The sequence below is a fragment of the Rhizobium sp. CB2179 genome (assembly GCF_057653455.1).
Window position 1 is genome coordinate 2,966,947 of the sequence record NZ_CM172781.1, and the last position, 24,280, is coordinate 2,991,226.

Annotated in this window: 21 protein-coding genes and 1 other RNA gene; 6 read left to right on the plus strand and 16 right to left on the minus strand. The window is 61.4% G+C overall.

The annotated features are described in order from the left end of the window. Positions 1-5: 5 nt before the first annotated feature. The 15 genes from ftsW to AC244Q_RS14960 all read right to left on the minus strand — a co-directional run bounded on the left by ftsW (position 6) and on the right by AC244Q_RS14960 (position 16,289). Entirely contained in the window at positions 6-1,160 is a 1,155-nt protein-coding gene (gene ftsW, locus AC244Q_RS14890; protein ID WP_012758288.1) for a putative lipid II flippase FtsW, read from the minus strand. 1 nt (position 1,161) lies between these two features. After that, positions 1,162-2,574, minus strand: a complete 1,413-nt coding sequence (gene murD, locus AC244Q_RS14895) for a UDP-N-acetylmuramoyl-L-alanine--D-glutamate ligase (RefSeq protein WP_012758289.1) — start codon at positions 2,572-2,574, stop codon at positions 1,162-1,164. A gap of 7 nt (positions 2,575-2,581) precedes the next feature. Continuing rightward, the gene (gene mraY, locus AC244Q_RS14900; RefSeq protein ID WP_003541415.1) at positions 2,582-3,682 is read right to left on the minus strand and encodes a phospho-N-acetylmuramoyl-pentapeptide-transferase; all 1,101 of its coding nucleotides are present in this window, start codon (positions 3,680-3,682) and stop codon (positions 2,582-2,584) included. A 22-nt stretch (positions 3,683-3,704) separates the two neighbouring features. Next, entirely contained in the window at positions 3,705-5,138 is a 1,434-nt protein-coding gene (locus tag AC244Q_RS14905; RefSeq protein WP_128407048.1) for a UDP-N-acetylmuramoylalanyl-D-glutamyl-2,6-diaminopimelate--D-alanyl-D-alanine ligase, read from the minus strand. Beyond that, complete coding sequence (locus AC244Q_RS14910) at positions 5,135-6,655, minus strand: UDP-N-acetylmuramoyl-L-alanyl-D-glutamate--2,6-diaminopimelate ligase (RefSeq protein WP_128407049.1); 1,521 nt, start codon at positions 6,653-6,655, stop codon at positions 5,135-5,137. Before AC244Q_RS14910 ends, AC244Q_RS14905 begins: the two co-directional genes overlap by 4 nt. A gap of 6 nt (positions 6,656-6,661) precedes the next feature. After that, positions 6,662-8,422, minus strand: a complete 1,761-nt coding sequence (locus tag AC244Q_RS14915) for a peptidoglycan D,D-transpeptidase FtsI family protein (RefSeq protein WP_128407050.1) — start codon at positions 8,420-8,422, stop codon at positions 6,662-6,664. Further along, complete coding sequence (gene ftsL, locus AC244Q_RS14920; RefSeq protein ID WP_026171053.1) at positions 8,422-8,925, minus strand: cell division protein FtsL; 504 nt, start codon at positions 8,923-8,925, stop codon at positions 8,422-8,424. The genes AC244Q_RS14915 and ftsL overlap by 1 nt, the downstream gene beginning before the upstream one ends. A 1-nt stretch (position 8,926) precedes the next feature. Continuing rightward, positions 8,927-9,952: a 16S rRNA (cytosine(1402)-N(4))-methyltransferase RsmH gene (gene rsmH, locus AC244Q_RS14925; protein ID WP_128407051.1), complete on the minus strand. Its 1,026-nt coding sequence runs from the start codon at positions 9,950-9,952 to the stop codon at positions 8,927-8,929. 17 nt (positions 9,953-9,969) lie between these two features. Next, positions 9,970-10,407 carry a division/cell wall cluster transcriptional repressor MraZ gene (mraZ, locus tag AC244Q_RS14930; protein ID WP_024320776.1) on the minus strand — a complete coding sequence of 146 codons (438 nt, stop codon included), beginning with the start codon at positions 10,405-10,407 and terminating at the stop codon, positions 9,970-9,972. Positions 10,408-10,833: 426 nt separating this feature from the next. Beyond that, positions 10,834-11,231: RNase P RNA component class A (rnpB, locus tag AC244Q_RS14935), an RNA gene on the minus strand. 157 nt (positions 11,232-11,388) lie between these two features. Continuing rightward, positions 11,389-12,564, minus strand: coding sequence for an NAD(P)/FAD-dependent oxidoreductase (locus tag AC244Q_RS14940; RefSeq protein WP_113545215.1), 1,176 nt, complete (start codon positions 12,562-12,564; stop codon positions 11,389-11,391). A gap of 103 nt (positions 12,565-12,667) precedes the next feature. Further along, positions 12,668-13,861, minus strand: a complete 1,194-nt coding sequence (locus AC244Q_RS14945; protein ID WP_012758297.1) for an NAD(P)/FAD-dependent oxidoreductase — start codon at positions 13,859-13,861, stop codon at positions 12,668-12,670. A 79-nt stretch (positions 13,862-13,940) separates the two neighbouring features. Further along, positions 13,941-14,561, minus strand: a complete 621-nt coding sequence (locus tag AC244Q_RS14950; RefSeq protein ID WP_012758298.1) for a lytic transglycosylase domain-containing protein — start codon at positions 14,559-14,561, stop codon at positions 13,941-13,943. A gap of 262 nt (positions 14,562-14,823) precedes the next feature. Beyond that, the gene (locus AC244Q_RS14955) at positions 14,824-15,585 is read right to left on the minus strand and encodes an N-acetylmuramoyl-L-alanine amidase (RefSeq protein ID WP_012758299.1); all 762 of its coding nucleotides are present in this window, start codon (positions 15,583-15,585) and stop codon (positions 14,824-14,826) included. Next, positions 15,582-16,289 (minus strand): J domain-containing protein, encoded by a 708-nt coding sequence (locus tag AC244Q_RS14960; RefSeq protein WP_003561040.1) that lies wholly within the window; start codon positions 16,287-16,289, stop codon positions 15,582-15,584. Before AC244Q_RS14960 ends, AC244Q_RS14955 begins: the two co-directional genes overlap by 4 nt. Before the next feature lie 410 nt (positions 16,290-16,699). On the opposite strand from AC244Q_RS14960, the gene AC244Q_RS14965 reads away from it, so the two are divergent. From AC244Q_RS14965 to AC244Q_RS14975, 3 genes are all read left to right on the plus strand, one after another. Then, positions 16,700-17,911, plus strand: a complete 1,212-nt coding sequence (locus AC244Q_RS14965; protein WP_012758300.1) for a pyrophosphate--fructose-6-phosphate 1-phosphotransferase — start codon at positions 16,700-16,702, stop codon at positions 17,909-17,911. Between the two features lie 57 nt (positions 17,912-17,968). Continuing rightward, entirely contained in the window at positions 17,969-18,604 is a 636-nt protein-coding gene (locus AC244Q_RS14970; protein ID WP_065280696.1) for a LysE family translocator, read from the plus strand. Positions 18,605-18,719: 115 nt separating this feature from the next. Then, on the plus strand, positions 18,720-19,649 hold the full coding sequence (locus AC244Q_RS14975; RefSeq protein WP_128407052.1) for a lytic transglycosylase domain-containing protein: 930 nt from the start codon (positions 18,720-18,722) through the stop codon (positions 19,647-19,649). 65 nt (positions 19,650-19,714) lie between these two features. Here AC244Q_RS14975 and AC244Q_RS14980 read toward each other — a convergent pair whose 3' ends face one another. Then, positions 19,715-21,142, minus strand: a complete 1,428-nt coding sequence (locus AC244Q_RS14980) for a serine hydrolase domain-containing protein (RefSeq protein WP_128407053.1) — start codon at positions 21,140-21,142, stop codon at positions 19,715-19,717. 219 nt (positions 21,143-21,361) lie between these two features. On the opposite strand from AC244Q_RS14980, the gene AC244Q_RS14985 reads away from it, so the two are divergent. From AC244Q_RS14985 to AC244Q_RS14995, 3 genes are all read left to right on the plus strand, one after another. Then, complete coding sequence (locus tag AC244Q_RS14985) at positions 21,362-22,606, plus strand: BtaA family protein (RefSeq protein ID WP_113545219.1); 1,245 nt, start codon at positions 21,362-21,364, stop codon at positions 22,604-22,606. After that, positions 22,603-23,277 carry a class I SAM-dependent methyltransferase gene (locus tag AC244Q_RS14990; RefSeq protein WP_012758305.1) on the plus strand — a complete coding sequence of 225 codons (675 nt, stop codon included), beginning with the start codon at positions 22,603-22,605 and terminating at the stop codon, positions 23,275-23,277. The genes AC244Q_RS14985 and AC244Q_RS14990 overlap by 4 nt, the downstream gene beginning before the upstream one ends. A gap of 125 nt (positions 23,278-23,402) precedes the next feature. Further along, positions 23,403-24,200: a glycoside hydrolase family 25 protein gene (locus AC244Q_RS14995; protein WP_128407054.1), complete on the plus strand. Its 798-nt coding sequence runs from the start codon at positions 23,403-23,405 to the stop codon at positions 24,198-24,200. Positions 24,201-24,280 lie beyond the last annotated feature (80 nt).

Genomic DNA, 24,280 nt, shown 5'->3' on the forward strand with positions numbered 1-24,280 from the left:
GTCTTCTACTCCGCCGGCATGCCGTGCGGGACGCGGAAGAGACTCCGGTCCTGCGCGCGTTTTTCCGGTCGATGGCGCGTCAGCGCCAGAATAAAGCCGGCGGTGACGCAGATCGCCACCATGGACGAGCCACCATAGGAAATCAGCGGCAGCGTCATACCCTTCGCCGGCAGCAGTTCGAGATTGACGCCGATATTGATGATCGACTGGATGCCCATCTGCAACACCAGGCCGGCGACGGCGAAACGGTTGAAGTCATTGCGCTCGCGATAGGCATGCGAGAGGCCACGCAGCACCAGCACGGTAAACAACGCGACGAGCGCCATGCAAAAGACGATGCCGAACTCTTCGGCCGCGACCGAGAAGATGAAGTCGGTATGCGCATCCGGGATGATGCGCTTGACGATGCCCTCGCCCGGCCCCTGGCCGAACCAGCTGCCGCGGATGATCGCCTCGCGCGCCGTGTCGATCTGGAAAGTATCACCCTCGCCGGTCATGAACTTGTCTATGCGCAGCGCAACGTGCGGGAAGACGTAATAGGCGCTGAGCAGGCCCCCGGCGCCGCCGATGCCGAGCAGCATGATCCAGATCCATGGCATGCCGGCCATGAAGAACATCCCGCCCCAGACCGCCGTGGTCAGGATGGTCTGGCCGAGGTCCGGCTGCGCGATGAGAAGGGCTGCGACGATGCCGAACAGGATGATGGCAAAGAGATTGCCGGGGATCTCCGGCTGGCGCGCATGTTCGGCAAACAGCCAGGCGCAGACGACGACGAAGGCGGGCTTCATGAATTCCGACGGCTGGATGGAAAGGCCGGCGATCCAGATCCAACGCCTGCCACCCTTGACCTCCTGGCCAACGAACAACACCAGCACCATCATGGCGACCGAGATGATCAGGATCAGGATCGCGGTGCGCCGCACCTGGCGCGGCGTCAGGAACGACAGCCCGAGCATGACGCCGATCGAGGGGATCATGAAGGCGGCATGGCGCTTGACGAAGTGGAAAGGCTCGAGCCCGATGCGTTCGGCGACCGCAGGAGATGCCGCAAATGACAGCATAAAGCCGATGCCCATCAGAAAGATGAACATCGCCAGGAAGAAGCGGTCGATGGTCCAGAACCAATCGGCCAGAGGCCCACGTTCCGCGCGGCTTACCATGTCATTTCTCTCCTGTTGCCGGACCGATCAGCATCGCAATCCCGTCAAGCGCTGCCACGTGGCCGACGAAGGCTTCGCCCCTGACTTCGAAATTCTTATACTGGTCGAAGCTTGCGCAAGCCGGGGATAACATCACGGCCGAAGCGGCGCTCTCGTCGCGTTCGGCATCGGCGGCCGCATGCGCGACGGCGCGCTCCAGCGTATCCGATATTTCGTAAGGAACAGCCTCGCCGAGCGTCGCGGCGAATTCCGCCGCCGCCTCGCCGATCAGATAGGCCTTGGCGATGCGCGGAAAATAGGGAGCGAGCGTCGTGATGCCGCCAGCCTTCGGCAGGCCGCCGGCGATCCAGTAGATGCGATCATAACTCGAAAGGGCCGGCGCCGCGGCATCGGCATTGGTCGCCTTGGAATCGTTGACGAAAACGACACGGCCACGCTGCCCGACCGGCTGCATGCGGTGCTTGAGGCCGGGGAACGAGGCAAAGCCGGCGCGGATGTCATCGGCCGACACGCCGACGGCAAGGCAGGCAGCGACGGCTGCGGCGGCGTTCTGCGCATTGTGGCTGCCGCGCAGCGTCTGGATGCCGTCGAGATCGACGAAAGGCAGCATCGCGCCGCCGGCAGCTTTGATGAGCCTGGTGCCCTCGGCATAAATCCCGTCGGCCACGACGTTGCGGCGCGAGATGCGGACCACCTTGACGCCCGCCCGCTCGACGCGGTCGGCAATCAGCGCCGAATGGCTGTCGTCGATGCCGACGATTGCAACATCGCTACCGGCGACCAGCCGTTCCTTGACATCGGCATAATGCTGCATCGTGCCGTGACGATCGAGATGATCGGGCGTCAGGTTGAGCAGGATGCCGGCCGACGGGTCCAGCGTCGGCGCCAGATCGATCTGGTAGGAGGAGCATTCGACGACGTAATAACGCTCGGCCTTCGGCGGATCGAGCGTCAGCACGGCCGTACCGATATTGCCGCCGAGCTGCGTGTCGTAGCCGGCGGATTTCAAGATATGGGCGATCAGCGCCGTCGTGGTCGACTTGCCGTTGGTGCCGGTTATGGCGATGAAAGGGCAATCCGGCGCATGGGCGCGGCGCTCGCGTACGAAGAGCTCGACATCGCCGACGATATCGACGCCGGCCGCGCGGGCAAGATCGACAGTCCAGTGCGGCTTCGGATGGGTGAGCGGCACGCCGGGCGACAGCACGAACAGCGCCTGCTGGCTCCAGTCGATGCTGTGCAGGTCTTCCGTCCTGATGCCTTCGGCAGCGGCCTTGGCGACACTGTCGGGATTGTCGTCCCAGGCGGTCACCTCGACACCACCTGATACCAGCGCCCGGGCGGTGGCAAAGCCGGAGCCGCCGAGCCCGAAGAGCGCGACCTTCCTGTCCTTGAGCGTCGTGACCGGGATCATCGCCGCCTCACCGGAGCTTCAGCGTCGAAAGGCCGAGCATCGCAAGGCCGACGGCAACGATCCAGAAGCGGATCACCACCTGGCTCTCGGTCCAGCCCTTCTTCTCGAAGTGATGATGGATCGGCGCCATCAGGAAGACACGCCGGCCAGTCATCTTGAAGAAGCCGACCTGGATTATGACGGACAGCGTCTCGATGACGAAGAGGCCGCCGATGATTGCCATGACGATCTCGTGCTTGGTGGCGACGGCGACGGTGCCGATCGTGCCGCCGAGTGCCAGCGACCCCGTGTCGCCCATGAAGATGGCGGCCGGCGGCGCGTTGAACCAGAGAAAACCGAGACCAGCGCCGATGACGGCGCCAAGCACGACGGCGAGTTCGCCGGTGCCGGGCACGAAATTGATCTGCAGGTAATTCGCAAACACCACGTTGCCGGCGAGATAGGCGATGACGCCGAAGGAGGCGGCGGCGATCATCACAGGCACGATGGCAAGCCCGTCGAGACCGTCGGTCAGGTTGACGGCATTGCCGGCGCCGACAATGACGAAGCCGCCGAAGACGACGAACATGATGCCGATATTGATCATGAAGTCCTTGAAGAAGGGAAAGGCGATCGAGGAGCCGAAGGTCGAGCCGGCAATCCCCGAGGCAAGGGCGGTGCGCATCATGAAATAGACGGCGATGCCGGCGATGACGAATTCGATGCCGAGACGCGCCTTGCCGGAAAAGCCCATATGGCTCTGCTTCGTTACCTTAAGATAATCGTCGTAGAAACCAATCGCACCGAAGCCCAGCGTCACCAGCAGCGTCGCGACGACATAGACGTTGGAAAGATCGGCCCAGAGCAGCGATGCGCCGACGATGCCGGCGAGGATCATCAGCCCGCCCATGGTCGGCGTGCCGGCCTTCTTGAAATGCGTCTGCGGCCCGTCGGCGCGGATCGGCTGGCCCTTGCCTTGCCGGATGCGCAGCGAATTGATGATCGTCGGCCCGAACAGGAAGACGATCAGCGCTGAGGTAAAGAGAGCGGCCCCCGTGCGGAAGGTAATATATCTGAACAGATTCAGAAATTTGAAATATTCCGACAGTTCGACAAGCCAGATCAGCATTCAGGGCCCCTTGTTTACCCGATCAAAATTCGCGTTGCGTGTCGGCAAATGGCGGGAACTTGTCAAGGAGCGCGGCGACGATCTTGCCGAAACCGATGCCCAGAGACGATTTCACCATCAACACGTCGCCTGGCGCGACCGAGTTCAATACATAGTCCGTCAATTCGCTCGTGTTCTCGCGATATTCGACATGGACGCTTTCCGGCAACGATTCCTTGAGCGCAGCCATCTCCGCTCCGGCCAACCAGACATGTTCGATACCGGCAGCAAGCAGCGGCACGGCAAGGTCGGTATGGACCTTCTGCGCATAGTCGCCCATTTCCAGCATGTCGCCGAGCACGGCGATACGGCGTCCGCGGCCGGTCGGCTCGGAGGCCGCCAGCAGCGCGATCGCCGCGCGCATCGAGGCCGGATTGGCATTGTAGCTCTCGTCGATCAGCGTGAAGCTGCCGCCGCCGATCGAAAGCCGGTGGCGCTTGCCCCTGCCCTTTTCCGGCTTCAGCGTCGCAAGCGCTTCGATCGCCTTCTGCATATCGGCGCCGACGATCCTGACGACGCCGAGCGCTGCGAGCGCATTCTCGGCGATATGGCGGCCCGGCGCGCCGAGCGCAACTTCCAGCGTCTCGCCGCCGATCGTCAGCCACAGCGTCGAATTCTCGTCGGAACCATTGAATTCTGCGAGCCGGAATTCAGCCTTGGCATGCTGGCCGAAGGAATGGATATGCTCGATGCCGAGCGATTGCGCCGTGCGGTCGAGGAAATTGAACTGGTCGTTGTCGCGGTTGAGCACGACATGCCCACCGGGTTCCAGCCCCTCGAAGATCTCGGCCTTGGCGGCGGCGATTTCCTTGATGTTCTTGAAATTGCCGAGATGCGCCGGCGCGATCGTCGTGATGATGGCGACATCGGGACGAATCATCGCCACCAGCGGCCGGATCTCGCCGGGATGGTTCATTCCGACTTCGAAGACGCCGTAATCCGTATCCTCAGCCATGCGTGCCAGCGTCAGCGGCACGCCCCAATGATTGTTGAAGGAGGCGACGGAGGCGTGCACCTTGCCGGAGGGCGACAGCACATGCCGCAGCATTTCCTTGGTGGTCGTCTTTCCCACAGATCCCGTCACCGCGATGATCTGGGCCTTAGAGCGCTCGCGCGAGGCAAGGCCGAGCCGGCCAAGTGCCGCGAGCACGTCTTCCACGACGATCATCGGCACCGTCAGACGGCCCATGGCGGGAAGCCTCGCCTCGCTGACGACGAGAAGGGAGGCGCCGTTCGCCATCGCCATCGATGCGTAATCGTGACCATCGACACGGTCGCCCTTGATCGCGAAGAAGGCTTCGCCTGGGGCAATCGAGCGGCTGTCGATGGAGATGCCGGTGATGCCTTCGGGCAGAGTGCCGAAGGGGCGCCCCGCCATCGCTGCGATCATGTCTTCGGTCGTCCAGAGCCAGCTCAAGATTTCAGGTCCTCCAAGGCCTTGCGCACCTCCGCATGATCGGAGAACGGCAGGGTGACGTCGCCGATCGTCTGCCCTTCCTCATGCCCCTTGCCGGCGACGATCAGCGTATCGCCGGATCTCAGCATACTGACCGCCTCGCGGATCGCCGTGGCGCGATCGGCGATTTCCGAGGCGCAACTCGCTGCCGCCATGATCTCCGCCCGGATCGAGGCCGGCTCCTCAGAACGGGGATTATCGTCGGTGACGATGACGACGTCGGCAAGACGGCAGGCGATTTCGCCCATGATCGGCCGCTTGCCGCGGTCACGGTCGCCGCCGCAGCCGAAGACGACGATGACGCGGCCGGTGGTGAAGGGTCTGACCGAGCCCAGCACGTTTTCCAGAGCATCCGGCTTGTGGGCATAGTCGACATAAGCGAGTGCGCCGTCTTTCGTGTGGCCGACGAGTTCGAGACGGCCGGACGCGCCGACGAGCTTCTCGAGCGCAGCCATCGCAACCTTCGCCTCAACGCCGGTCGACATGGCAAGCCCCGCCGCGACCAGCGCGTTGGCGACCTGGAAGTCGCCGGCCAGCGGAATGTCCACCTCGAAGATCTCGCCGCCGATATGGATCTCGGCCATCTGCTTGTGGCGGAAGTGCTCGACGCGCTTCAACGAGAGGTAGTTACCCTTTCGCCCGACGGTACGAACGTCGTGACCGGCATCGGTCGCGGCCTTGATCGCCTGCGCCGACCACGGATCGTCCGCGAAGATCACCGCCGGCGACCCCTTCGGCAACAGCGTATCGAAAAGCCGCATCTTGGCGGCCATATAGGCCTCGATCGTGGGATGATAATCCATGTGGTCGCGGCCGAGATTGGTGAAGGCGGCTGCCGCAAGCTTGACGCCGTCGAGCCGGCACTGGTCGAGGCCGTGGCTGGAGGCCTCCATCGCGGCATGCGTCACGCCTTCTCCGGCAAGTTCCGCCAGCAGCTCATGCAGCGACACAGGATCGGGCGTCGTCAGCGAGCCATATTCGTTGCGCGTCGGCGAGACGACGCCCGTCGTGCCGATCATCGCGGCCGCGTGGCCGGCATGCGCCCAGATCTGCCGGGTGAAAGAAGCGACGGAGGTTTTGCCCGCGGTGCCGGTGACGGCGACCATAGTATCGGGCTGCCTGCCGTGGAAACGCGCGGCGGCGATGGAAAGGAAACGGCGCGGCTCCTTGACCGCAAGCACCGGGATCGAAGCAGCGACGGCTTGGGAGGCGATCGCGACGGCAGCGCCGCGGCCGGCGGCATCCGCGATGAAGCCCGCACCGTCCGCCTTGGTGCCGGCGACCGCGACGAAAGCATTGCCCGGCGCCACCTTGCGGCTGTCCGAAGACAGGCCTGAGATATCAAGCAAGCCTGCCGGGCCTTCGAGCTGTGCTTCAAGTTCCGGAAACTGATCTCCGGCCAGGTCTCGCAATTTCATCGAACGCACTTTTCTCTCTTGAAGCCGGTTCACCCCTCGCGAATCGGCCTCGATATTCATTCACACTCAATAAGACACCAGCAAGGCCGATCCGCCCTCCCCGAATTTCGGCTCGATGCCGAGAATGGGGGCCGCGCGGCTGATGATCTCGCGGGCAATCGGACCGGCGGTGCCGGCGGAGATCGTTCCGCCATAGGCTTTCTCGCCGGTCTTCGGCTCGTCGCAGAAGGTGATCACGGCATATCTGGGATCGTTGATGGGGAATGCGGCGATGAAGGAATTGAAATTCAGGGTTGCCGAATAGCGCCCGTTCACCACCTTATCTGCCGTGCCGGTCTTGCTGCCGACGCCAAAGCCCGGCACGCGGGCGACACGCCCGGAACCCTTGTAGCCGTTGAAGTCGAGCAGATAGCGGATCTCGTCGCTGGTGGTCTTCTTAATGACCTGTGTGGCGATCTCATCGGCCTGTTCGCGGGTGCGCGGCAGGAATGTCGGCTCGATCAGCTTGCCGCCATTAACGAGAGCAGCAGCCGCCACCCCTGTCTGCAGTGCCGTCGTCGAGACGCCATGGCCGAAGGAAATCGTGATCGAATTGATCTTCTTCCAGACGCGCGGCTGGCTCGGCATCTTCACTTCGGGCAGCTCGGTCTGCATCTTCGTCAAGAGGCCGAACTTGGTCAGATAGTCCTTCTGCGCGTCGATGCCGACGATGTCGATGACGCGCGCCGTGCCGATATTCGAAGAATATTGGAAAATCTCGGGAACAGTCAGCCAGCGGCGCTGCCCGTGAAAATCGTGGATGGTGAAGCCGCCGATATAGATCGATTTGCTGGCATCGAAACTGTCGGTCATCTTCACCTTGCCGCTATCGAGCGCCATGGCCAGCGAAAAGGTCTTGAAGGTCGAGCCCATTTCGAAGGTGCCGTTGGTCATCCGGTTGAGCCAACCCTCCTTGGCGCCTTCCTGCGGATCGTTCGGATCGAAATCCGGCGCCGATGCCATCGCCAGCACTTCTCCCGTATGCACGTCGATGACCGCAGCACCCGCGCCCTTGGACTGGAAGTTGTTGACGGCGTTGACGACCGCGTCCCGCACGATGTTCTGCACGCGTAGGTCGATCGATAGCCGCACCGGCTCGAGCGGCTGGTCGCTGGTCATGCCGACGGAGGCGAGATCGGCCAGCCCCTGGTCGTCGATAAATTTCTCCATGCCGGCGACACCGCGGTTGTCGATGTTGACGTAACCGAGGATATGCGCGGCGGTCGAGCCACCCGGATAGAAGCGGCGCTTCTCCGGCCGGAAGCCGATGCCGGGAATGCCGAGCGCCAGGATCTGGCTCTGCTGCTTCGGAGTCAGCTGCCGGCGCAGCCAGGCGAAATGCGAGGTCTTGACCGAGAGTTTCTTATAGGTGTCCTTGACGTCGAGTTCGGGCAGCACCGTCGCAAGCTTCTCGACCGCCTCGTCGGCGTCGACGATCTTGTTCGGTTCGGCAAACAGCGAGACGGTACGGATGTCGGTCGCCAGCACCTCGCCGTTGCGATCGAGAATGTCGGGGCGCGAGGCCATCAGCCGGTCGGGCGGCAGGATGCTGGAGACGACCTCCTGGTCCTTCATCGCATATTCGACGAGACGGCCGCCGATGACGGCGTAGACACCCATGAAACCAAGGATCAGCAGGCCGACGCGGCTTTTCGCCTGCCCTGATTTCTTCTTGCGCGATCCCTCGATCGCCAGGCCGGCGGGGGAAGGACCACCGAAGCGGTTATAGACGCCGGCGGAGAAATGCGCCTGGCTCTTCAAAACCATAATGCGGGAAAGAAACGACATTATTCCTCCACCGATCCGGTTTCGATCTGATCTGCATCCTCTGCCTCACCGCGTGGCGCAGGCATTGGAATGGGCTGCGCCTTGGCGGTGGCTTGCGCGCCCTTGGCGGTGTCTGGCGCGCTCTTGGCGCTGGCCACGGTCGCGCTCTTGGCGCTGGCCTCGGTCGCGCCTTTGGCGCTGGCTTTGGCCTCCGTCACATCAGGCACGGGAACCTCGGATTTCAGCATCGGCAATTCCTTGGCATGCACCAGCGCCGTCGATTCCGTCGGCTGCAGCTTCAATTCGTCATTATAGGCTCTGACCAGTCGCTCCAGCCGGTTCGGCTGCGATTGCAGCGCCCAGTCGGCCTTGAGAAGGTCGATCGTGTCCTTCTCGAGCTTGATCTCGGCTTCGAGGCGGCGAACCTCCTCGAGCTTCAATTCGGCGCGGTGCTTGATCGTGTAGGTTACGGCGGCAGTGGCCGTCATGACACCGATGAGCACGAGATCGAACGTTTTCAGCATATCAACCACCAAGCTTTCCGAGGCTGGCAAGATTGGGAAACCCGAAGAGCGACATATCCGCGGCCTCGGCGGCAGCGTTCGTCCTCAGGCCGGCGCGCAGCTTGGCGGAGCGGGCGCGCGGATTGATCTCCGCCTCCGCCTCGCTTGCCGAAACCATCGGCTTGCCGATGACCGCAAAGGTTGCTGCCCGCTCATGCGCGACCGGCAGGTGCCGCGAACCCGACGCCTTGCCGGCGCGGTCGGAGAAGAATTTCTTGACGATGCGGTCTTCAAGCGAATGGAAGGTGACGACGACGAGCCGCCCGCCTGGCTTCAGCGACGTTTCCGCCGCAAACAGCGCCTGCGCCAGTTCGCCGAGCTCGTCATTGACGAAGATGCGCAATGCCTGAAAGACGCGCGTTGCCGGATGGATCTTGTCCTTCATCTTGCGCGGCGTGACGAGCTCGATGAGACCGGCGAGATCGCGTGTCGTTTCGAACGGCTTTTCGGCGCGGCGCTTCTCGATCGCATGAGCGATGCGCGGCGCTTGGCTTTCCTCACCGAGAAAATGGAAGATGCGGATGAGATCAGCGACCTTGGCGCGGTTGACGACATCGGCGGCCGAAACGCCTTCGGCCGACATGCGCATATCGAGCGGACCGTTTTTCTGGAAGGAGAAGCCGCGCTCGGCCTCGTCGATCTGCATGGAAGAGACGCCGATATCAAGCACGACGCCGTCGAGCCCGCCTTGCGGCGCATGATCGCCAAGATGCGAGAATTGCGAATGAACAAGCTTGAAACGACCGCCATGGGCGGCGACCATCGCTTGGCCAGCCGCAATCGCCGTCGGGTCGCGATCGAGCGCGATCACCTCGGCGCCGGCGGCAAGGATGGCCGAACTGTAACCGCCCGCACCGAATGTACCATCGAGGATGAGCTTGCCGGGCGCGGGCGCCAGTGTCGCAAGGACTTCGTCGAGAAGAACAGGAATGTGACGAACCGGTCCGCCACCGGCATCAGTTGAACCTCCGCCAGGATTCGCCACCATTCCGTTCCCTCGTTCTTTCAGGAACGCTTGCCCGCCAGCTTGCGCTCCCCTCGTGCTTGCGCCTGTGCGGCCACAAAAGCCTGCGGCTGCCAGAGCTGAAAATGATCCGCCCGACCGACGAAGGTCACTTCGTCCGAGATGCCAGTGAAGCCCCGAATGAAATCCGTGACCATCAGCCGCCCCTCGGCGTCGAGCTTCATGAAGACCCCGCCTCCATGAATGAGAAGCGACATCTCGTTCGCATCCGGCGAAAACGGATCCTCCGCAGCAATCTGCCGTTCGAATCTTTCGAGAAGATCCGGACCGCCGACGCTGATCGCCGGAAACACAAAGTCCTGGAAGCAATAGAGCTCCTGAACATTGCGCTGCGCCAGCACGGAACGGAACGCCGAAGGCACGGAAACCCTGCCCTTGGCATCGATCCTGTTGGTCGCGTTCGAAAGGAAGCGGCTCATGACACGAAACATCCGTTCCCGCAGGGATCCGGACCAAAAGACGCCCGAAACTCCCGATATCAGGCACAGCTTCGCAAGCCGGATGAGCAAAAACCCCTCCGACGCTTCCGGAGAGGAAGACGCCTTTGCTTTGCGATGAATGGGCAGGTGATTGCCCTGGTGCAGTGCGCATTTGGGATAGCATGGGACCATATGGGCGTCAATGGGATGCGGCCATTTTGCAGTGGACGCATGATCAAAAATTTATAACCCGTTAAGTTTAACAAAGGGTTAGGATCACTCTCTCGCAAGAGGCGCGCAACCACGTTTCCGCAAAAAGTATTTCCGCCGGAGGGGTGCATCAGCGCCCGCTTGAAAGCGTTCGATTCCAGTGACTTATCTCGAAACGATCTCTGGATTCGGGGTTTTGTCGCGCCACAAGAGTTAATCGCCAGTTGGCCTGTAAGCCGGGTTCTGTATGGCTCCGGCGTGAACCGGAACGTGGCAGCCATTCCTCTGGGACAGCGTTCGCACGCTGCCTCACGCAACCCACCCGGATAACTGGCCTGGAAACCGGCCGGAAGGCCTTTCGGCCCGCCACGTCATCCCTATTCGGTCTTGCTCCCGGTGGGGTTTACCGTGCCATTTCCGTTGCCGGACATGCGGTGGGCTCTTACCCCACCCTTTCACCCTTACCTGTCATGACAGGCGGTTTGCTTTCTGTGGCACTTTCCCTGAGGTCGCCCTCGCCGGACGTTATCCGGCACCGTGTTTCCGTGGAGCCCGGACTTTCCTCACCCTACCGCCTTTCGGCATTGGTAAAGCGCGGCTGCCCAGCCAACTGGCAGGGCTCCCATAAACGAGAGAGATCGCAATTGCTATCGAAATAAATGATATCACCTAGAGCAATTCCAGCAAAACTGCGCAGCGGTTTTGCTGCCGGAATTGCGTAAGAATAAAAACAGGGAGCACTTCCGTGATTCGGAGAAAAACGGAAATGCTCTAGCGAAATTGCGGTGTGAAATCCGTCGAGTAGCCCTGTTCGCCGATTCCGCCTGACAAAAGCAGCTCGGCCCCAAGCCGGCCGATTTCGTCCGAGCTCTTGGCCGACGTGCCGGCGCAGCCCGTCAACACCGCGATCTCGGGCGATGAGCTATAGCCGATCATCGGATAGCCGCTTTCCGTAAACGACACGACGCAGGCGGCCGTTGAAATCGAAAGCGGCACGATATCGGGCAAGAGACCTTCAACGATGCGTTTGAGATGCGCGCGCACCGTATCGCGCCCCTCGGTCTTGAACCATGCGCGCATGTCCGTGTCGCCGTTGAGCGCCAGATCGTCAGGATCGCCGCCGATCTTCAGGTGGAATTTGCCGTCGGGATAGCGGATCGGCGGCAGCAGGTAGATTTCGATGCCGGGCGCCCTGAGAATGAGTGACGGCATCGTGGCTAGGCGCGCCGCATCGGCATCGCTTACCTCGAAAAGCGTCACGGTCCGGGCATAAACCGTCATGGCAACGGGCTGTGGCAACAGATTCTCCGCAATGGAAAATCCGCCTGCCGCCAGCAGCACCTTTTCAACGCGATAGGTCAGGCCACCGGCCGTCTCAACGACAGCCGATCCACCTTCGCTGCGGATCGAAACGACATGATCGCGGATGACAGTGGCGCCTGCCTTTTCCGCCAGCAGCGATTGGGCTTTCACAAGCTTGCGCGGACTGATGTGGCCGGCCCCCCTCGCCTCGAAGACGCCCGTGCCCCCATCGGGAAAGGCGAAGAAGGGAAAGGCAGCCTTCAGCCCCTGCTCGTCGAGCAGGCTGGCCTCGACGCCGAGCGAAACGGCAGCCCGCCGGGTCTTCTCGATATAATCGCCGCCCGTCGGCGCCACGACGACGCAGCCGACCTCGCGATAGAAATCGATGCCGCTGTCGCGGGCGATCTCGCCATAACGGCTGATCGAACGGTTGGCGAGCAGCGCCCAGTTGCGGTCGGGATCGATGGTACGGGTAATGCGCCCCTCGTCGTAATGGCTGGCGAAGACGCCCTGATGCGCCTTGCGGTCGGTAGGCTCGTCCGGCCCGATCACCGCGACACCATCCGCTTGCCGCGCCAGATGCCGCGCCGCCGCTGCCCCCATCAGCCCACGGCCGACGACAATATATTTGAAATCGACTGCCATGCAGCCTCCTCTAAACAATACAGTGCATCTTTTCAGACGCGCAAAAGACGCTGTAACACTTTGAATTGCTGAATAATTCCTGAAATAAATCCGATTTATGGAATCATGCAGCAGCGAAGACGGGCATCAACTCGCCACCAAAATCCTCATCACCGAGCCGTCCTTCCGCAAGAAGCACCGCTCCCAACCGCCCGAGTTCGTCGGAGGATTTTGCCGCGACAAAATTGCCGCCGGTCAGCACCGCGATGCGTGGCGACTGCGTAAATCCGGCATAGGGATAACCGGTCGGCGTGAAATTCGCCACGCAAGGCGCTGAGGTGACCGGGCAACCGGCAAGCTCCGGCATCAGTTGCAGGGCGACACCCGAGAGATGCTCACGCTCGGCAGCACTGCCGTCGGAACGGAACCACGCGCCGGCATCCTCCAGCCTGCCGAAGAAAAGCGCCTCGGTGTCGCCACCGAGTTTCAGATAGGTCTTGCCGTCGGGATAACGCACCGGCGGCAGGATATAGATGTGATCCTCTTCCCGGTCACCGAGCACGATCGTCGACGGCATATCGCCGAAGATCGCCATCTCGCGTTCGCCGATCTCGTAGAAGGCGACCGTTCGCGCCATGACCCTGATATCGACGGGACGCGGCAGCAGGGCATGGAAATTACTGAAACCGCCAGCGGCGACCAGCACGCGCTCGGCGCTGTAGCTTCTGTCGCCGGCCGTTACCTCGACATGAGAACCCGCATCACGCACCGATGTTGCGGTCGCCTCGATCAGCGAGACGCCGCCCTGTTCGGCAAGCTTTGCCTGCGCGCGCACCAGCGCCCGCGGGTTGATGTGGCCGGCGCGCTTGCGCTCGAAATATCCTGTGAAATCGGGATCGACGGCAAGATAGGGAAAACGTTGGCCGAGTTCCGACGGCGCGATGATCTCGATATCGCTGCCGAGCGTCCGGCCAACCGTCAGCGCCCTTTCGATATAGTCCTGCTCGCTCTCTGGCGCTGGACCGGCAAAGAGGCAGCCGACCTCCGAATAGAAGGAGATGCCGCTCTTTGCCTCGATCTCTCGGTAGCGGTCAAGCGCGCGGGCGGCGAAGGCTCCCCACGCAAGATTGCCGTCGAAGGTGCGGGTGATGCGCGCTTCGTCGTAATGGCTGGCGAAGACGCCGTGATGGGCCTTGCGCTCCTCCGGCTCACGCGGGCCGATCAGTGCAACGCCGTCGGCCATCGAGGAGAGATGCCGTGCGGCGGCTGCACCCATCATGCCGCGTCCGATGATGATGAACCTGAAATCGACTGCCATATCCCACCTCGCTAAATTCCAGCGATACCATGGCAATCATTTTGAATCATCCAGCTTGTCAGGGATAATCGCTTCAGGCTCAGAGCATTGCCAGAACCTTGCCGCAATAGGACTTGGACACCGGGTTCATGCGCGTGGCGCCATGGCCGGCATTGTATTTGAGGATGGTGTTGCAGGTCTCGCCACCACCGAGATCATGGGCGGCAGCCAGATATTTCATGCCGTACTTGATGTTCGTTTCCGGATCGAACAGGCCCTTGGCGCTGCCGGAATAGCCCATCATGCGGGCAGTTGCAGGCTTTATCTGCATCAGGCCGATTTCACCGTGGCTGCCGCGCGCATTCGGATTGAAATTGCTTTCGATGCGGATGACCGCGGTCGCAAGCGCAACCGGTACATCATATTGGTTCGCATATTTGCTGATCAGTGCGGAATAGGAATTGCCGGAAACAATGGCGACGGCATAACCGCTCTGGCGCTCGACCGTCTTCAGCGGGCGTTCCGCCGTCTTGAGCGGACGCTTCGCCGACTTGACCGAACGCTCCGCTTTCTTCAACGGACGCTCTGTCTTCTTCGAAGGACGCTCGACTTTCTTCACCGACGCATCGGCTCGCACACCCCAATCATTCGCAAAGGCAAAGCTATTTCCCGCCAGCACCATGCCAACGCATGTTGCAGCAACAACAATCAGTTTTCTCATGTAGTCTTGAACACTCCGACCCAAAGAATTTCCGGACGGCGCGCCTCGCTGTCATAATGAATACCAGATCAAGGATCGATCGGAATTCACGGTAATTCTTATCATTTCACATAGCGCCCGTGGTTTAACTCGAAAACAACCCCGAGCACCCCTTGGCGGACGTTCTTAGACCATCGCAATGAGGAGATAATAGGGAAATGATGTGGCAGGCCGAATTTCGCGCTGCAGTGCGAAATTCGGCGTTTCAGCAATTGTCGAGGAATCAGGAATAACGCGGCAAAGCCGACAGCAGCCGGTGCAACGTGTCGATCGTCGAGAAATCGGCGATGCCATCTATCCGTTCGGGCCGAAAATGCCGCTGGAAAGCTTCCACGTCGCCTGCCGTTTTTTCGGAGAATTCGCCCGTGATTTCAGTGCCGTAACCATAGAGCGACAGCATCGACTGCAGCGCCTCGACAGGCTGGCCTGTATCGCCGCGCTGGAAGAAGCGCCCGCCGGTGATCGTTGCCGGCTCGACCCAGTGCCCGATGCCAGCCCGGTGGAGCTCGGCCCAGGGAAATTTCTCGCCCGGATCGACCTTGCGGATCGGGGCGACATCGGAATGCCCGAGCACCCGTTCCGGCACGATCGACCAACGTTTGACACAGTCGCGACACAATTCAATGACCGCGGCGATCTGCTCTTTCGGATAATCAGGGAGCCCGCCGGGGTGGCCGGCATTGGCGATCTCGATGCCGATCGACAGCGAATTGATATCGGTCTCGCCGTGCCAGTTGCTTTTTCCCGCATGCCAGGCACGCCGCATTTCCGGCACGAGCTGCACCACCTCGCCATTCTCATGCACGAAATAATGGCTGGAAACCTGGCTCTCGGCGCGAGAGAGCCAGTCGAGCGCACCATCTGCCGTCGGCATGCCGGTATAGTGCAGCAGGATCATGTCGGGACGGCGCCCGTCCGCCCGCTCGCCATGGTTCGGCGAAGGCTGCACGCGCGCGCTTCTGCAGTCGGCCTCGAAAGAGGTCATGCTGCGCGGCGTTCCTTCTCGATCGCCTCATAGGCCGCGTTCAGCGCCGCCATGCGCTCATTGGCGATCACATGGAATTCCTTCGGCACGCCACGCGAGATCAACCGATCGGGATGATGTTCGCTGACGAGGCCGTGGTAACGGCGGCGGATGGTCGGGAAATCATCCGAAGGCGAGACGCCGAGCACCTTGTAGGGATCGCCGCCGGACGAGACGTGGCGGGCGGCAATCTGCTCGAAGCGGGTCTCGCTCATCTGGAAGATCTCGCCGATATGGCGCAGGAAATTCAGTTCCTTTTCGTGAATCAGCCCGTCGGCCTTGGCGATGTGGAAGAGGCCGTCGAGCACGTCTTCCAACACTGGGCAATTGGCCGCACAGGTAACGCAGAGCGTGGAGAGCCGTTCGGCATAGGCTTCGTAGCCGGCGACGTCCTGCCGCGCGAGGTTGTAAAGCCTGGCGACATTCTTCGCCTGATCCTGCGGAAACTCGAAGATTTCGCGGAAGGCTTCGACCTCCTTCTCGCTGACGATGCCGTCGGCCTTGGCCATCTTGGCCGACAGAGCGATGATAGCCACGGAGAAAGCCACCTTACGCCGGGTCTCGGGATCGCCTTCAAAAACCGTGCGGATAGCCTCGACCACCGCAGACAGCGCATTGCCTGCAGTATTGCCAATGGCATTCAACAGTTTTTCCCAGAAGGACATCGAAAATCTCACACACTTGTCAACTTATAGAGAAACAGCTTGACCAAAGAATCGTAGCCTTTGCAAGGCGACTATTGGTCGTAGGGCCGAACACAGTTTTCACGATTTGGTAATTGTCGCACCGCAGCAAACGATTCATCACGCCCACTTTCATCTCGCATGAGGGCATGGCCGGCGGTCGCCGGCATTGCCCTGGTACCTGGTTCCAGAGCGCGCGACGGAAATTTCCACGGGAATTCCCGTCGCGTAGATCGGGCTTGAAACGATTATATCAGCACTTCCCGTCGCCTTTGCGGTCCGACACGGCAGAGTGGCGCATTTTTCGCAAATTCTTTACTTTACAGGGCCCTTTCCCTGCCGCATCCATGCGCTAGCTAACGCTGCCGCACCGAAACACCGTAGGAGGGATCATGGCCAAACAGAAAGTCGCAATGCTGACCGCCGGAGGCCTGGCGCCCTGTCTTTCATCCGCCGTCGGCGGCCTCATCGAACGCTATAGCGACGTGGCGCCCGAGCTCGAAATCGTCGCCTACAAGTCCGGCTACCAGGGTGTGCTCCTCGGCGACAGCATCGAGATCACCCCAGCGATACGCGAAAAGGCGCCGCTTCTGCACCGCTACGGCGGCTCGCCGATCGGCAATAGCCGCGTCAAGCTCACCAATGCCGCCGACTGCGTCAAGCGCGGCCTGGTCAAGGAAGGCGAGAACCCGCTGCGGATCGCCGCCGAACGACTCGCCAATGACGGCATCACCATTCTCCACACGATCGGCGGCGACGACACCAACACCACGGCCGCCGATCTTGCCGCCTACCTCGCCGCCAACGGCTACGATCTCACAGTCGTCGGCCTGCCGAAGACTGTCGACAACGACGTCGTGCCGATCCGCCAGTCGCTCGGCGCCTGGACGGCCGCCGAAGTCGGGGCGCATTTCTTCGACAATGTCGGCAACGAACAGACGGCCGCCCCCCGCACCCTCGTCATCCATGAAGTCATGGGCCGCCATTGCGGCTGGCTGACGGCCGCCACCGCCCGCGCCTATCTCCAGCGCACCAGCCGCAACCAGTATGTCGACGGCCTGATGATGGACGCGCACCTGAAGAGCATCGACGCCGTCTACCTGCCTGAGATGGCCTTCGACCTCGACGCCGAGGCCGCCCGCCTGAAGGAAAGCATGGACCGCAACGGCCACGCCACGGTCTTCGTCTCGGAAGGTGCCTGCCTCGACGCCATCGTCGCCGAGCGCGAAGCCGCCGGCGAGACCGTCAAGCGCGATGCTTTCGGCCATGTGAAGATCGACACGATCAATGTCGGCGCCTGGTTCCAAAAGCAGTTCGCCAATCTCCTCGACGCCGAGCGTTCCCTCGTGCAGAAATCGGGCTATTTTGCCCGCTCGGCGCCCGCTAACGCCGATGACCTCAGGCTGATCCAGAGCATGGTCGATCTCGCCGTCGAAAGCGCGCTCAATAAAGTCTCCGGCGTCACCGGCCATGATGAAGGCCAGAACGGTAAATTGCGCACTATAGAATTCCCGCGCATCAAGGGCGGCAAGGCTTTTGACCTTTCGACGGCATGGTTTGCCGAAGTCATGGACAATATAGGCCAGAAATACAAAGAAGCGTGATTGACGGATGGTTAATATGATGTCTTTGCTTGTTCCTGAGGAATAGGAGGAGACACCATGTCACTTGAAGCTTGGCTCGCTTTTGCGGCCGCATCCGCCATCATGCTGGCCATACCGGGGCCGACGATACTGCTCGTCGTTTCCTATGCGCTCGGTCATGGACGCAGGACGGCGTTCGCGACGGTGGGCGGCGTGGCGCTTGGTGACTTCACGGCGATGACGGCTTCCCTCTTCGGTCTCGGCGCCGTTCTGGCCGCCTCCGCGACCCTCTTCACTGTCTTGAAGTGGATCGGCGGCGCCTACCTGATCTGGCTGGGAATCAAGCTCTGGCGGGCTCCCATCATTGGCGAACCGGTTGCCGACAACGACAACCTGCCGGAGGAGAAGTCACTCAAGATCTTCCTCCACGCCTATGTCGTCACCGCCCTCAATCCGAAGAGCATCATCTTCTTCGTCGCCTTCGTGCCGCAGTTCCTCAATCCGGCCCTGCCCTTCGTCGGGCAGATGGCGATCATGGAAGCGACTTTCCTCGTGCTGGCGATCCTCAACGCTTCCACCTACGCCTTTCTCGCCCATAGCGCGCGCGGACTGATTCGCAAGGCGAGCATCCAGCGCGCTGTAAACCGCACCGGAGGCACTCTGCTGATCGCTGCAGGGGCCGTAACGGCCGGGTATCGCCGTATTGCAGCCTAGTAATATTCCGTGGTTGCCGGAATGCCACGAATAGGTTAATGGGGTCACCAGGGACTTAGGCTTTTGGTAACTTTTATACGCTGCCGGGGCGGCGCGATTTCACGAAAGTGGCGGAATGGTAGCGATCGGATTATCCGGCCTGAAACGCAGTCTTGTCGTCTCGACGATACTCTGCGGCGTGATGACGGGATGTACGAGCGTCGAATATACGTCCCAGGCCGAACTGACAGCCGCGCAGACCGTCGTGCCGATGCCGAAACCCGGTGAAGATGCAACACTCGCCGCGATCCCGACAGCCGGAGGCGCAGCCGGTCAGGCGGTGGCAGGCGCCACCATTCCCCAGGCATCCTCCTCTCTGACCGCAACAGCGATGCCGGCCGTGACAGCTTCTCAGCCTGGCGATCTTACCATGCAGCCGACGGCCTATGCGCAGATCCCGCTGACGCCCGAAATGACGGCGATCCAGTCCGTCGTGCCGACGCCGCGTCCTGGAACGCCGACCCAGCCGACGACGCAGCTTGCCTTTGCCGCGACACCGCAAAACAGCGCGCTTGCAGCACTTGCCGCCGTCGACACCACCCCGCGCGCCAGCATGGACTACGGTTTCGACGAAACCGGGCCGATCGATCCGCCGACGGCGCCGCCGATGTTTAGCGATGACGACAAAGACGATGCGCCGACCGTCGAGAAGAGCTTTGTCACCAAGCTCATCCAGAAATATTCGAAAATCTACGAAATTCCCGAGACTCTTCTCCATCGCGTCGTCCATCGCGAGAGCCGCTATAATGCGAAGGCCTACAACAAGCGTGGCTATTTCGGCCTGATGCAGATCAAGTACAACACCGCCAAGTCCATGGGTTACGACGGTGCCCCGGGCGGCCTCTTCGATGCCGAGACCAACATCAAATATGCCGCGAAATATCTGCGCGGCGCATGGCTCGTTTCCGACAGTCGGGAAGACGATGCCGTCCGCCTCTATGCGCGCGGCTATTATTATGACGCCAAGCGCAAGGGCATGACAGACATCGCCCAAGGTAACTATTGAGACCGGCTGAAACTACAGCCATCCCTTGAATATGCAGGAGAGATAACGGCTGAATAAGCCCCAGCCTATGGCTGCGGCTGGGTCTGTTGTTGCGATCCGGCCTGTTGTTGCTGCTCTCCCGGTTGTGGCAATGCCGCCAGGATCGCCTTCAGCAGCGTCTGCGGCTGATAGTCGAGCCTGCTCGGCGTCAGGCCAAGCCTGACGACCACCAGATTGGCGGAAGGCACGATCGCCATGCTCTGCCCGTCATGGCCCGTCAACCAGAACGTATCCTCAGGCAGCCCGGCCTCAGCGCTCGAGCCGCGACCGGGTGCGAGCCAGGCCTGGCCCTGCGTATACCGCCCGTTCGAAGCCGCCGTCGGGGTGCGCATGGCGCCGACAAAACCCTCCGGCAACAGTCGCTGTCCGTTCCACACGCCGTCCTGCAGCAGGAACTGCCCAAAGCGCGCCCAGTCATGCGCCGTCGCATAAAGATAGGAGCTTCCGGCGAACGTGCCGCGCGCATCGAGTTCGAATACGGCGCTCGTCATGCCGAGCGGGGCAAACAACGCGTCGTGCGGATAGGAAAAAGCCGCCTGAGCATTGCCGACCCTGTCCATCCAGATGCGCGAGAGCAGCACGGCCGTGCCGCTCGAATAGCGGAAGCGTTGGCCGGGCGCTGCCTCCATCGGTGCATTGGCCGGCAGCGATACCATGTCGGGATCGAGATAGAGCATGCGCGTGACATCGGCGACGTCGCCATAGTCTTCGTTAAAGGCAAGGCCGCTCTCCATGCCGAGCAGATCGGAAACCTTGATTCTGGCGCGCGCATCGTTCTTCCACTGCGCCAACAGGCTATCATCGTCGAAGGAGACCTTGCCGCCAAGCATCAGCCGGCCGAGGACCGCCGCATTCACGGTCTTCGTCATCGACCAGCCGATCAGCGGCGTCTTCGCCGAGAAGCCGGGGCCATAGGCCTCAGCGACGATGCGACCATTGCGCACCACCACGATCGCCCGCATTGCCGGGCCGGCAATTCCGGCATCGGCAAGCAGCGCGGCGATCTTCCCGTCCGCCGGATTGCCGGTCCCCTCGCCCTCCGGCCACAAGGCGTCATTCGCCTGCATTTTGGCCGGCGGATCGAAGGGCGCTGCCTTCGCAGCCGCCTCGAAATTGCCGTCCGGGACGCTCGTGCAGCCGAAAGCGCCGCGATAGAGCGCATAACTCGGCGCAAACAGTCCCATGAAGCGCGCCGTCACGCGGTCGTTGTCGGGGTCGACGCTGACGCGCACCAGCCGCAGTAGCGGATTTCCAGGCGCCTGGACGTCGTCATGGAGCACATCCTCCGCCTCCCGGCCGGCGATGAACACGTTGGAGCAGACGATCTTGGCGGCATAACCGTCGCCGACGCTGAGCAGTTCCGGTGGCCGGATGAACAGCCAGCCGGCCGCGGCGACGATGATGACTACGAGAAGGAGAGCAAGCGCCTTCATGATACGCAGGACAAATCGCATGGCATTCCTCCATGCCGGGAGAGAAGCAGGAATCACACGCGCCGGAAAGGGGCCGAAGCGAAGAAGGACCATCGTCCCGATCACTTTCCCAGGAGTGCCATTCCGGTCGCTCTCCGGAGGAGGCCGAAGCCTCCCAGGAACGGCTCCCCCACAGCCCGCGTCATCAAACTGTAGCAGAGGCGCGCTACACGCCCTGAACGCTAAAAAGGTGACAGACTCATGTCAGAATTTGCACCGGATGCCGGCTTCCGCAAGAACCGGAAACTCAAGGATGCCCTTCTCCGCCATAAGGCCTTTTCGAAGGATGGCTTTTCCGAGCGTCTCTTCGGCCTTCTTTTCTCCGGCCTCGTCTATCCGCAGATCTGGGAGGATCCGGATCTCGACATGCAGGCGATGGAGCTGAAGCCCAATCATCGCATCGTTACCATCGGCTCCGGCGGCTGCAACATGCTCGCCTATCTCTCCAAGGCGCCGGCCTCGATCGACGTCGTCGATCTCAACCCGCACCACATCGCGCTGAACCGCCTGAAGCTTGCCGCCTTCAAACATCTTCCAGGTCACGCCGATCTCATCCGCTTCCTGGCAATGCCGAACGAGAAGTCGAACAGCCGTGCCTACGACCAGCATCTTGCCGCCCGCCTCGATGAGGCAACCCGCAGCTACTGGAACGGCCGCAAGTTCGGCCGCCGCCGCGTCACCGTTTTCGATCGCAACATTTACGAAACGGGTCTGCTCGGCCGCTTCATCGGCGCGGCCCACCTTCTTGCCCGCCTGCATGGCGTCAAACTGCGCGAGATGACCAAGACCCGCTCGATCCGCGAGCAGCGCCAGTTCTTCGACGAGCAGATCGCGCCGCTCTTCGAAAAGCCGGTCGTGCGCTGGATTACCGGCCGCAAGAGCTCGCTCTTCGGCCTCGGCATTCCGCCGCAGCAATATGACGAACTCGCAAGCCTTGCCGCCGATCATTCGATCGCACCGGTGCTGAAGCATCGCCTGGAAAAGCTCGCCTGTCATTTCCCGATGAGCGACAATTATTTCGCCTGGCAGGCCTTCGGCCGCCGTTACGGCACCGAAGCGGAGGGCCCGCTGCCGACCTATCTGAAGTCGGAGCACTATCAGGTGATCCGCGCCAATGTCGACCGCGTCAACGTTCACCACGCAAGCTTCACCGAGCTTCTGGCCCGCGAGCCGGCCGCCTCGCGCGACCGCTACATTCTGCTCGACGCGCAGGACTGGATGACGGACGAGCAGCTGAACGACGTCTGGACGGAAATCACCCGCACGGCGCGCGAAGGCGCCCGCGTGATCTTCCGCACCGCCGCCGAAAAGAGCATCATCGAAGGCCGCCTGGCTCCGGCGATCCGCGGCCAATGGGATTACTTCGAGGAAAAGTCGCGTGAACTGACTGCGCTCGATCGCTCGGCAATCTACGGCGGCTTCCACATCTACGGGAAGAAGGCGTGAGCAAGGTCGGTACTGAGACGGCAGGACAGAGCGACCAACATGCCAGCCTCATGGATGGCATGTACCGCTACCAGCGGCACATCTACGACCTGACCCGCAAATATTATCTTCTCGGCCGCGACAGCACGATCCGCAATCTCGACGTGGCCGAAGGCGGCAGCCTTCTGGAAGTCGGCTGCGGCACCGGGCGCAACATGGCCTTCGCCCACAGGCATTTCCCGACCGCCAAGCTGTTCGGCCTCGACATTTCCCAGGAGATGCTGATTTCGGCACGCAAGACCTTCGCCACCAAGGCGACGATCCCGGAATTCCGCGTCGCCGACGCCACGGCATTCACACCGCGTGAATTCGGCGTCAGCGGCTTCGACCGCATCCTGATCTCCTATGCCTTGTCGATGATCCCGGACTGGGAGCGCGCCGTCGATGCTTCGATCGCCGCACTCAATCCCGGCGGCCAACTGCACATTGTCGATTTCGGCCAGCAGGAAGGCTTGCCGGGCTGGTTCCGGCGCATGCTGCAGTCCTGGCTTGCGAAATTCCACGTCACCCCGCGCCCCGATCTGCGCGAGGTCCTGGAAGCGCAAGCCCATGAAAACAACGCGACATTGGTGTTCGATGCCGTCGGCGGCGGTTATGCCTGGCGGGCAGCTATTATCAGCAAGCGCTCATAATTCGCTTGAAACTAACCGATTTTTTACGTTGATATGATGAAAAGAGGGTTATCCTCTGCTGACTCGTCTTTTTCGAAGGTCAGGTTGTGGGGCAAAAAGATCATTCGAGCTACGACGGGACGCCCATGCGCCGGCTTTTGTTTTGCGTTTTGCCCGTAGCCATCCTGCTGGCCGGCTGCAGTTCCTCCGGCTATGACTATCTCGAAACGGCGTCGATCAAACCGAAGACGCGCTTCAAGGATACCGATCCGCAGGATTTCGGTCCGAAGCATCCCCAGCAAAACCAGGTCCACGGCATCGATATCTCCAAATGGCAGGGCGATATCGATTGGCGCACGGTAAAGAACTCTGGTGTCGCTTTCGCCTTCATCAAGGCAACGGAAGGCAAGGACAGGGTCGATCCGCGCTTCGACGAATACTGGCGCGAGGCCCGCGCCGCCGGCATCCCCCACGCTCCCTATCATTTCTATTATTTCTGCTCTTCGGCCGATCAGCAGGCCGACTGGTTCATCCGTAACGTACCGAAGGAGGCCATGCGCCTGCCGCCGGTGCTCGACGTCGAATGGAACGCCGAATCGAAAACCTGCCGCTACCGCCCCGACGCTGAAACGGTGCGCGCCGAAATGCAGCGTTTCATGGACCGGTTGGAAGCCTATTACGGCAAGCGCCCGATCATCTATACCTCGGTCGATTTCCACCGCGAAAATCTCGCCGGCTACTTCCAGGATTATCATTTCTGGGTTCGTTCGGTGGCAAAACACCCCGAGGTGACCTATTCCGACCGCCGCTGGGCCTTCTGGCAATATACCTCGACCGGCGTCATTCCCGGCATCAGCGGTCCGACCGATATCAATGTCTTTGCCGGCAGTGCAAAGAACTGGAACAATTGGGTCGCAGCCGTTTCCAAGGATAGAAATTCTTAGTAACGTCCTGCGATGTTTCTTGCTTCCGTCACATTCATCTGTGAAAGCGACGGGAAATCTTTTTGATATAAGGACCGCAT

Bases quoted from the DNA above. Each gene is read 5' to 3' on its own strand.
- ftsW (WP_012758288.1), bottom strand. From the start codon at position 1,160: ATGGTAAGCCGCGCGGAACGTGGGCCTCTGGCCGATTGGTTCTGGACC.
- murD (WP_012758289.1), bottom strand. From the start codon at position 2,574: ATGATCCCGGTCACGACGCTCAAGGACAGGAAGGTCGCGCTCTTCGGG.
- mraY (WP_003541415.1), bottom strand. From the start codon at position 3,682: ATGCTGATCTGGCTTGTCGAACTGTCGGAATATTTCAAATTTCTGAAT.
- AC244Q_RS14910 (WP_128407049.1), bottom strand. From the start codon at position 6,655: ATGAATATCGAGGCCGATTCGCGAGGGGTGAACCGGCTTCAAGAGAGA.
- AC244Q_RS14915 (WP_128407050.1), bottom strand. From the start codon at position 8,422: ATGTCGTTTCTTTCCCGCATTATGGTTTTGAAGAGCCAGGCGCATTTC.
- ftsL (WP_026171053.1), bottom strand. From the start codon at position 8,925: ATGCTGAAAACGTTCGATCTCGTGCTCATCGGTGTCATGACGGCCACT.
- rsmH (WP_128407051.1), bottom strand. From the start codon at position 9,952: ATGGTGGCGAATCCTGGCGGAGGTTCAACTGATGCCGGTGGCGGACCG.
- mraZ (WP_024320776.1), bottom strand. From the start codon at position 10,407: ATGAGCCGCTTCCTTTCGAACGCGACCAACAGGATCGATGCCAAGGGC.
- AC244Q_RS14940 (WP_113545215.1), bottom strand. From the start codon at position 12,564: ATGGCAGTCGATTTCAAATATATTGTCGTCGGCCGTGGGCTGATGGGG.
- AC244Q_RS14945 (WP_012758297.1), bottom strand. From the start codon at position 13,861: ATGGCAGTCGATTTCAGGTTCATCATCATCGGACGCGGCATGATGGGT.
- AC244Q_RS14950 (WP_012758298.1), bottom strand. From the start codon at position 14,561: ATGAGAAAACTGATTGTTGTTGCTGCAACATGCGTTGGCATGGTGCTG.
- AC244Q_RS14955 (WP_012758299.1), bottom strand. From the start codon at position 15,585: ATGACCTCTTTCGAGGCCGACTGCAGAAGCGCGCGCGTGCAGCCTTCG.
- AC244Q_RS14960 (WP_003561040.1), bottom strand. From the start codon at position 16,289: ATGTCCTTCTGGGAAAAACTGTTGAATGCCATTGGCAATACTGCAGGC.
- AC244Q_RS14965 (WP_012758300.1), top strand. From the start codon at position 16,700: ATGGCCAAACAGAAAGTCGCAATGCTGACCGCCGGAGGCCTGGCGCCC.
- AC244Q_RS14970 (WP_065280696.1), top strand. From the start codon at position 17,969: ATGTCACTTGAAGCTTGGCTCGCTTTTGCGGCCGCATCCGCCATCATG.
- AC244Q_RS14975 (WP_128407052.1), top strand. From the start codon at position 18,720: ATGGTAGCGATCGGATTATCCGGCCTGAAACGCAGTCTTGTCGTCTCG.
- AC244Q_RS14980 (WP_128407053.1), bottom strand. From the start codon at position 21,142: ATGCGATTTGTCCTGCGTATCATGAAGGCGCTTGCTCTCCTTCTCGTA.
- AC244Q_RS14985 (WP_113545219.1), top strand. From the start codon at position 21,362: ATGTCAGAATTTGCACCGGATGCCGGCTTCCGCAAGAACCGGAAACTC.
- AC244Q_RS14995 (WP_128407054.1), top strand. From the start codon at position 23,403: ATGCGCCGGCTTTTGTTTTGCGTTTTGCCCGTAGCCATCCTGCTGGCC.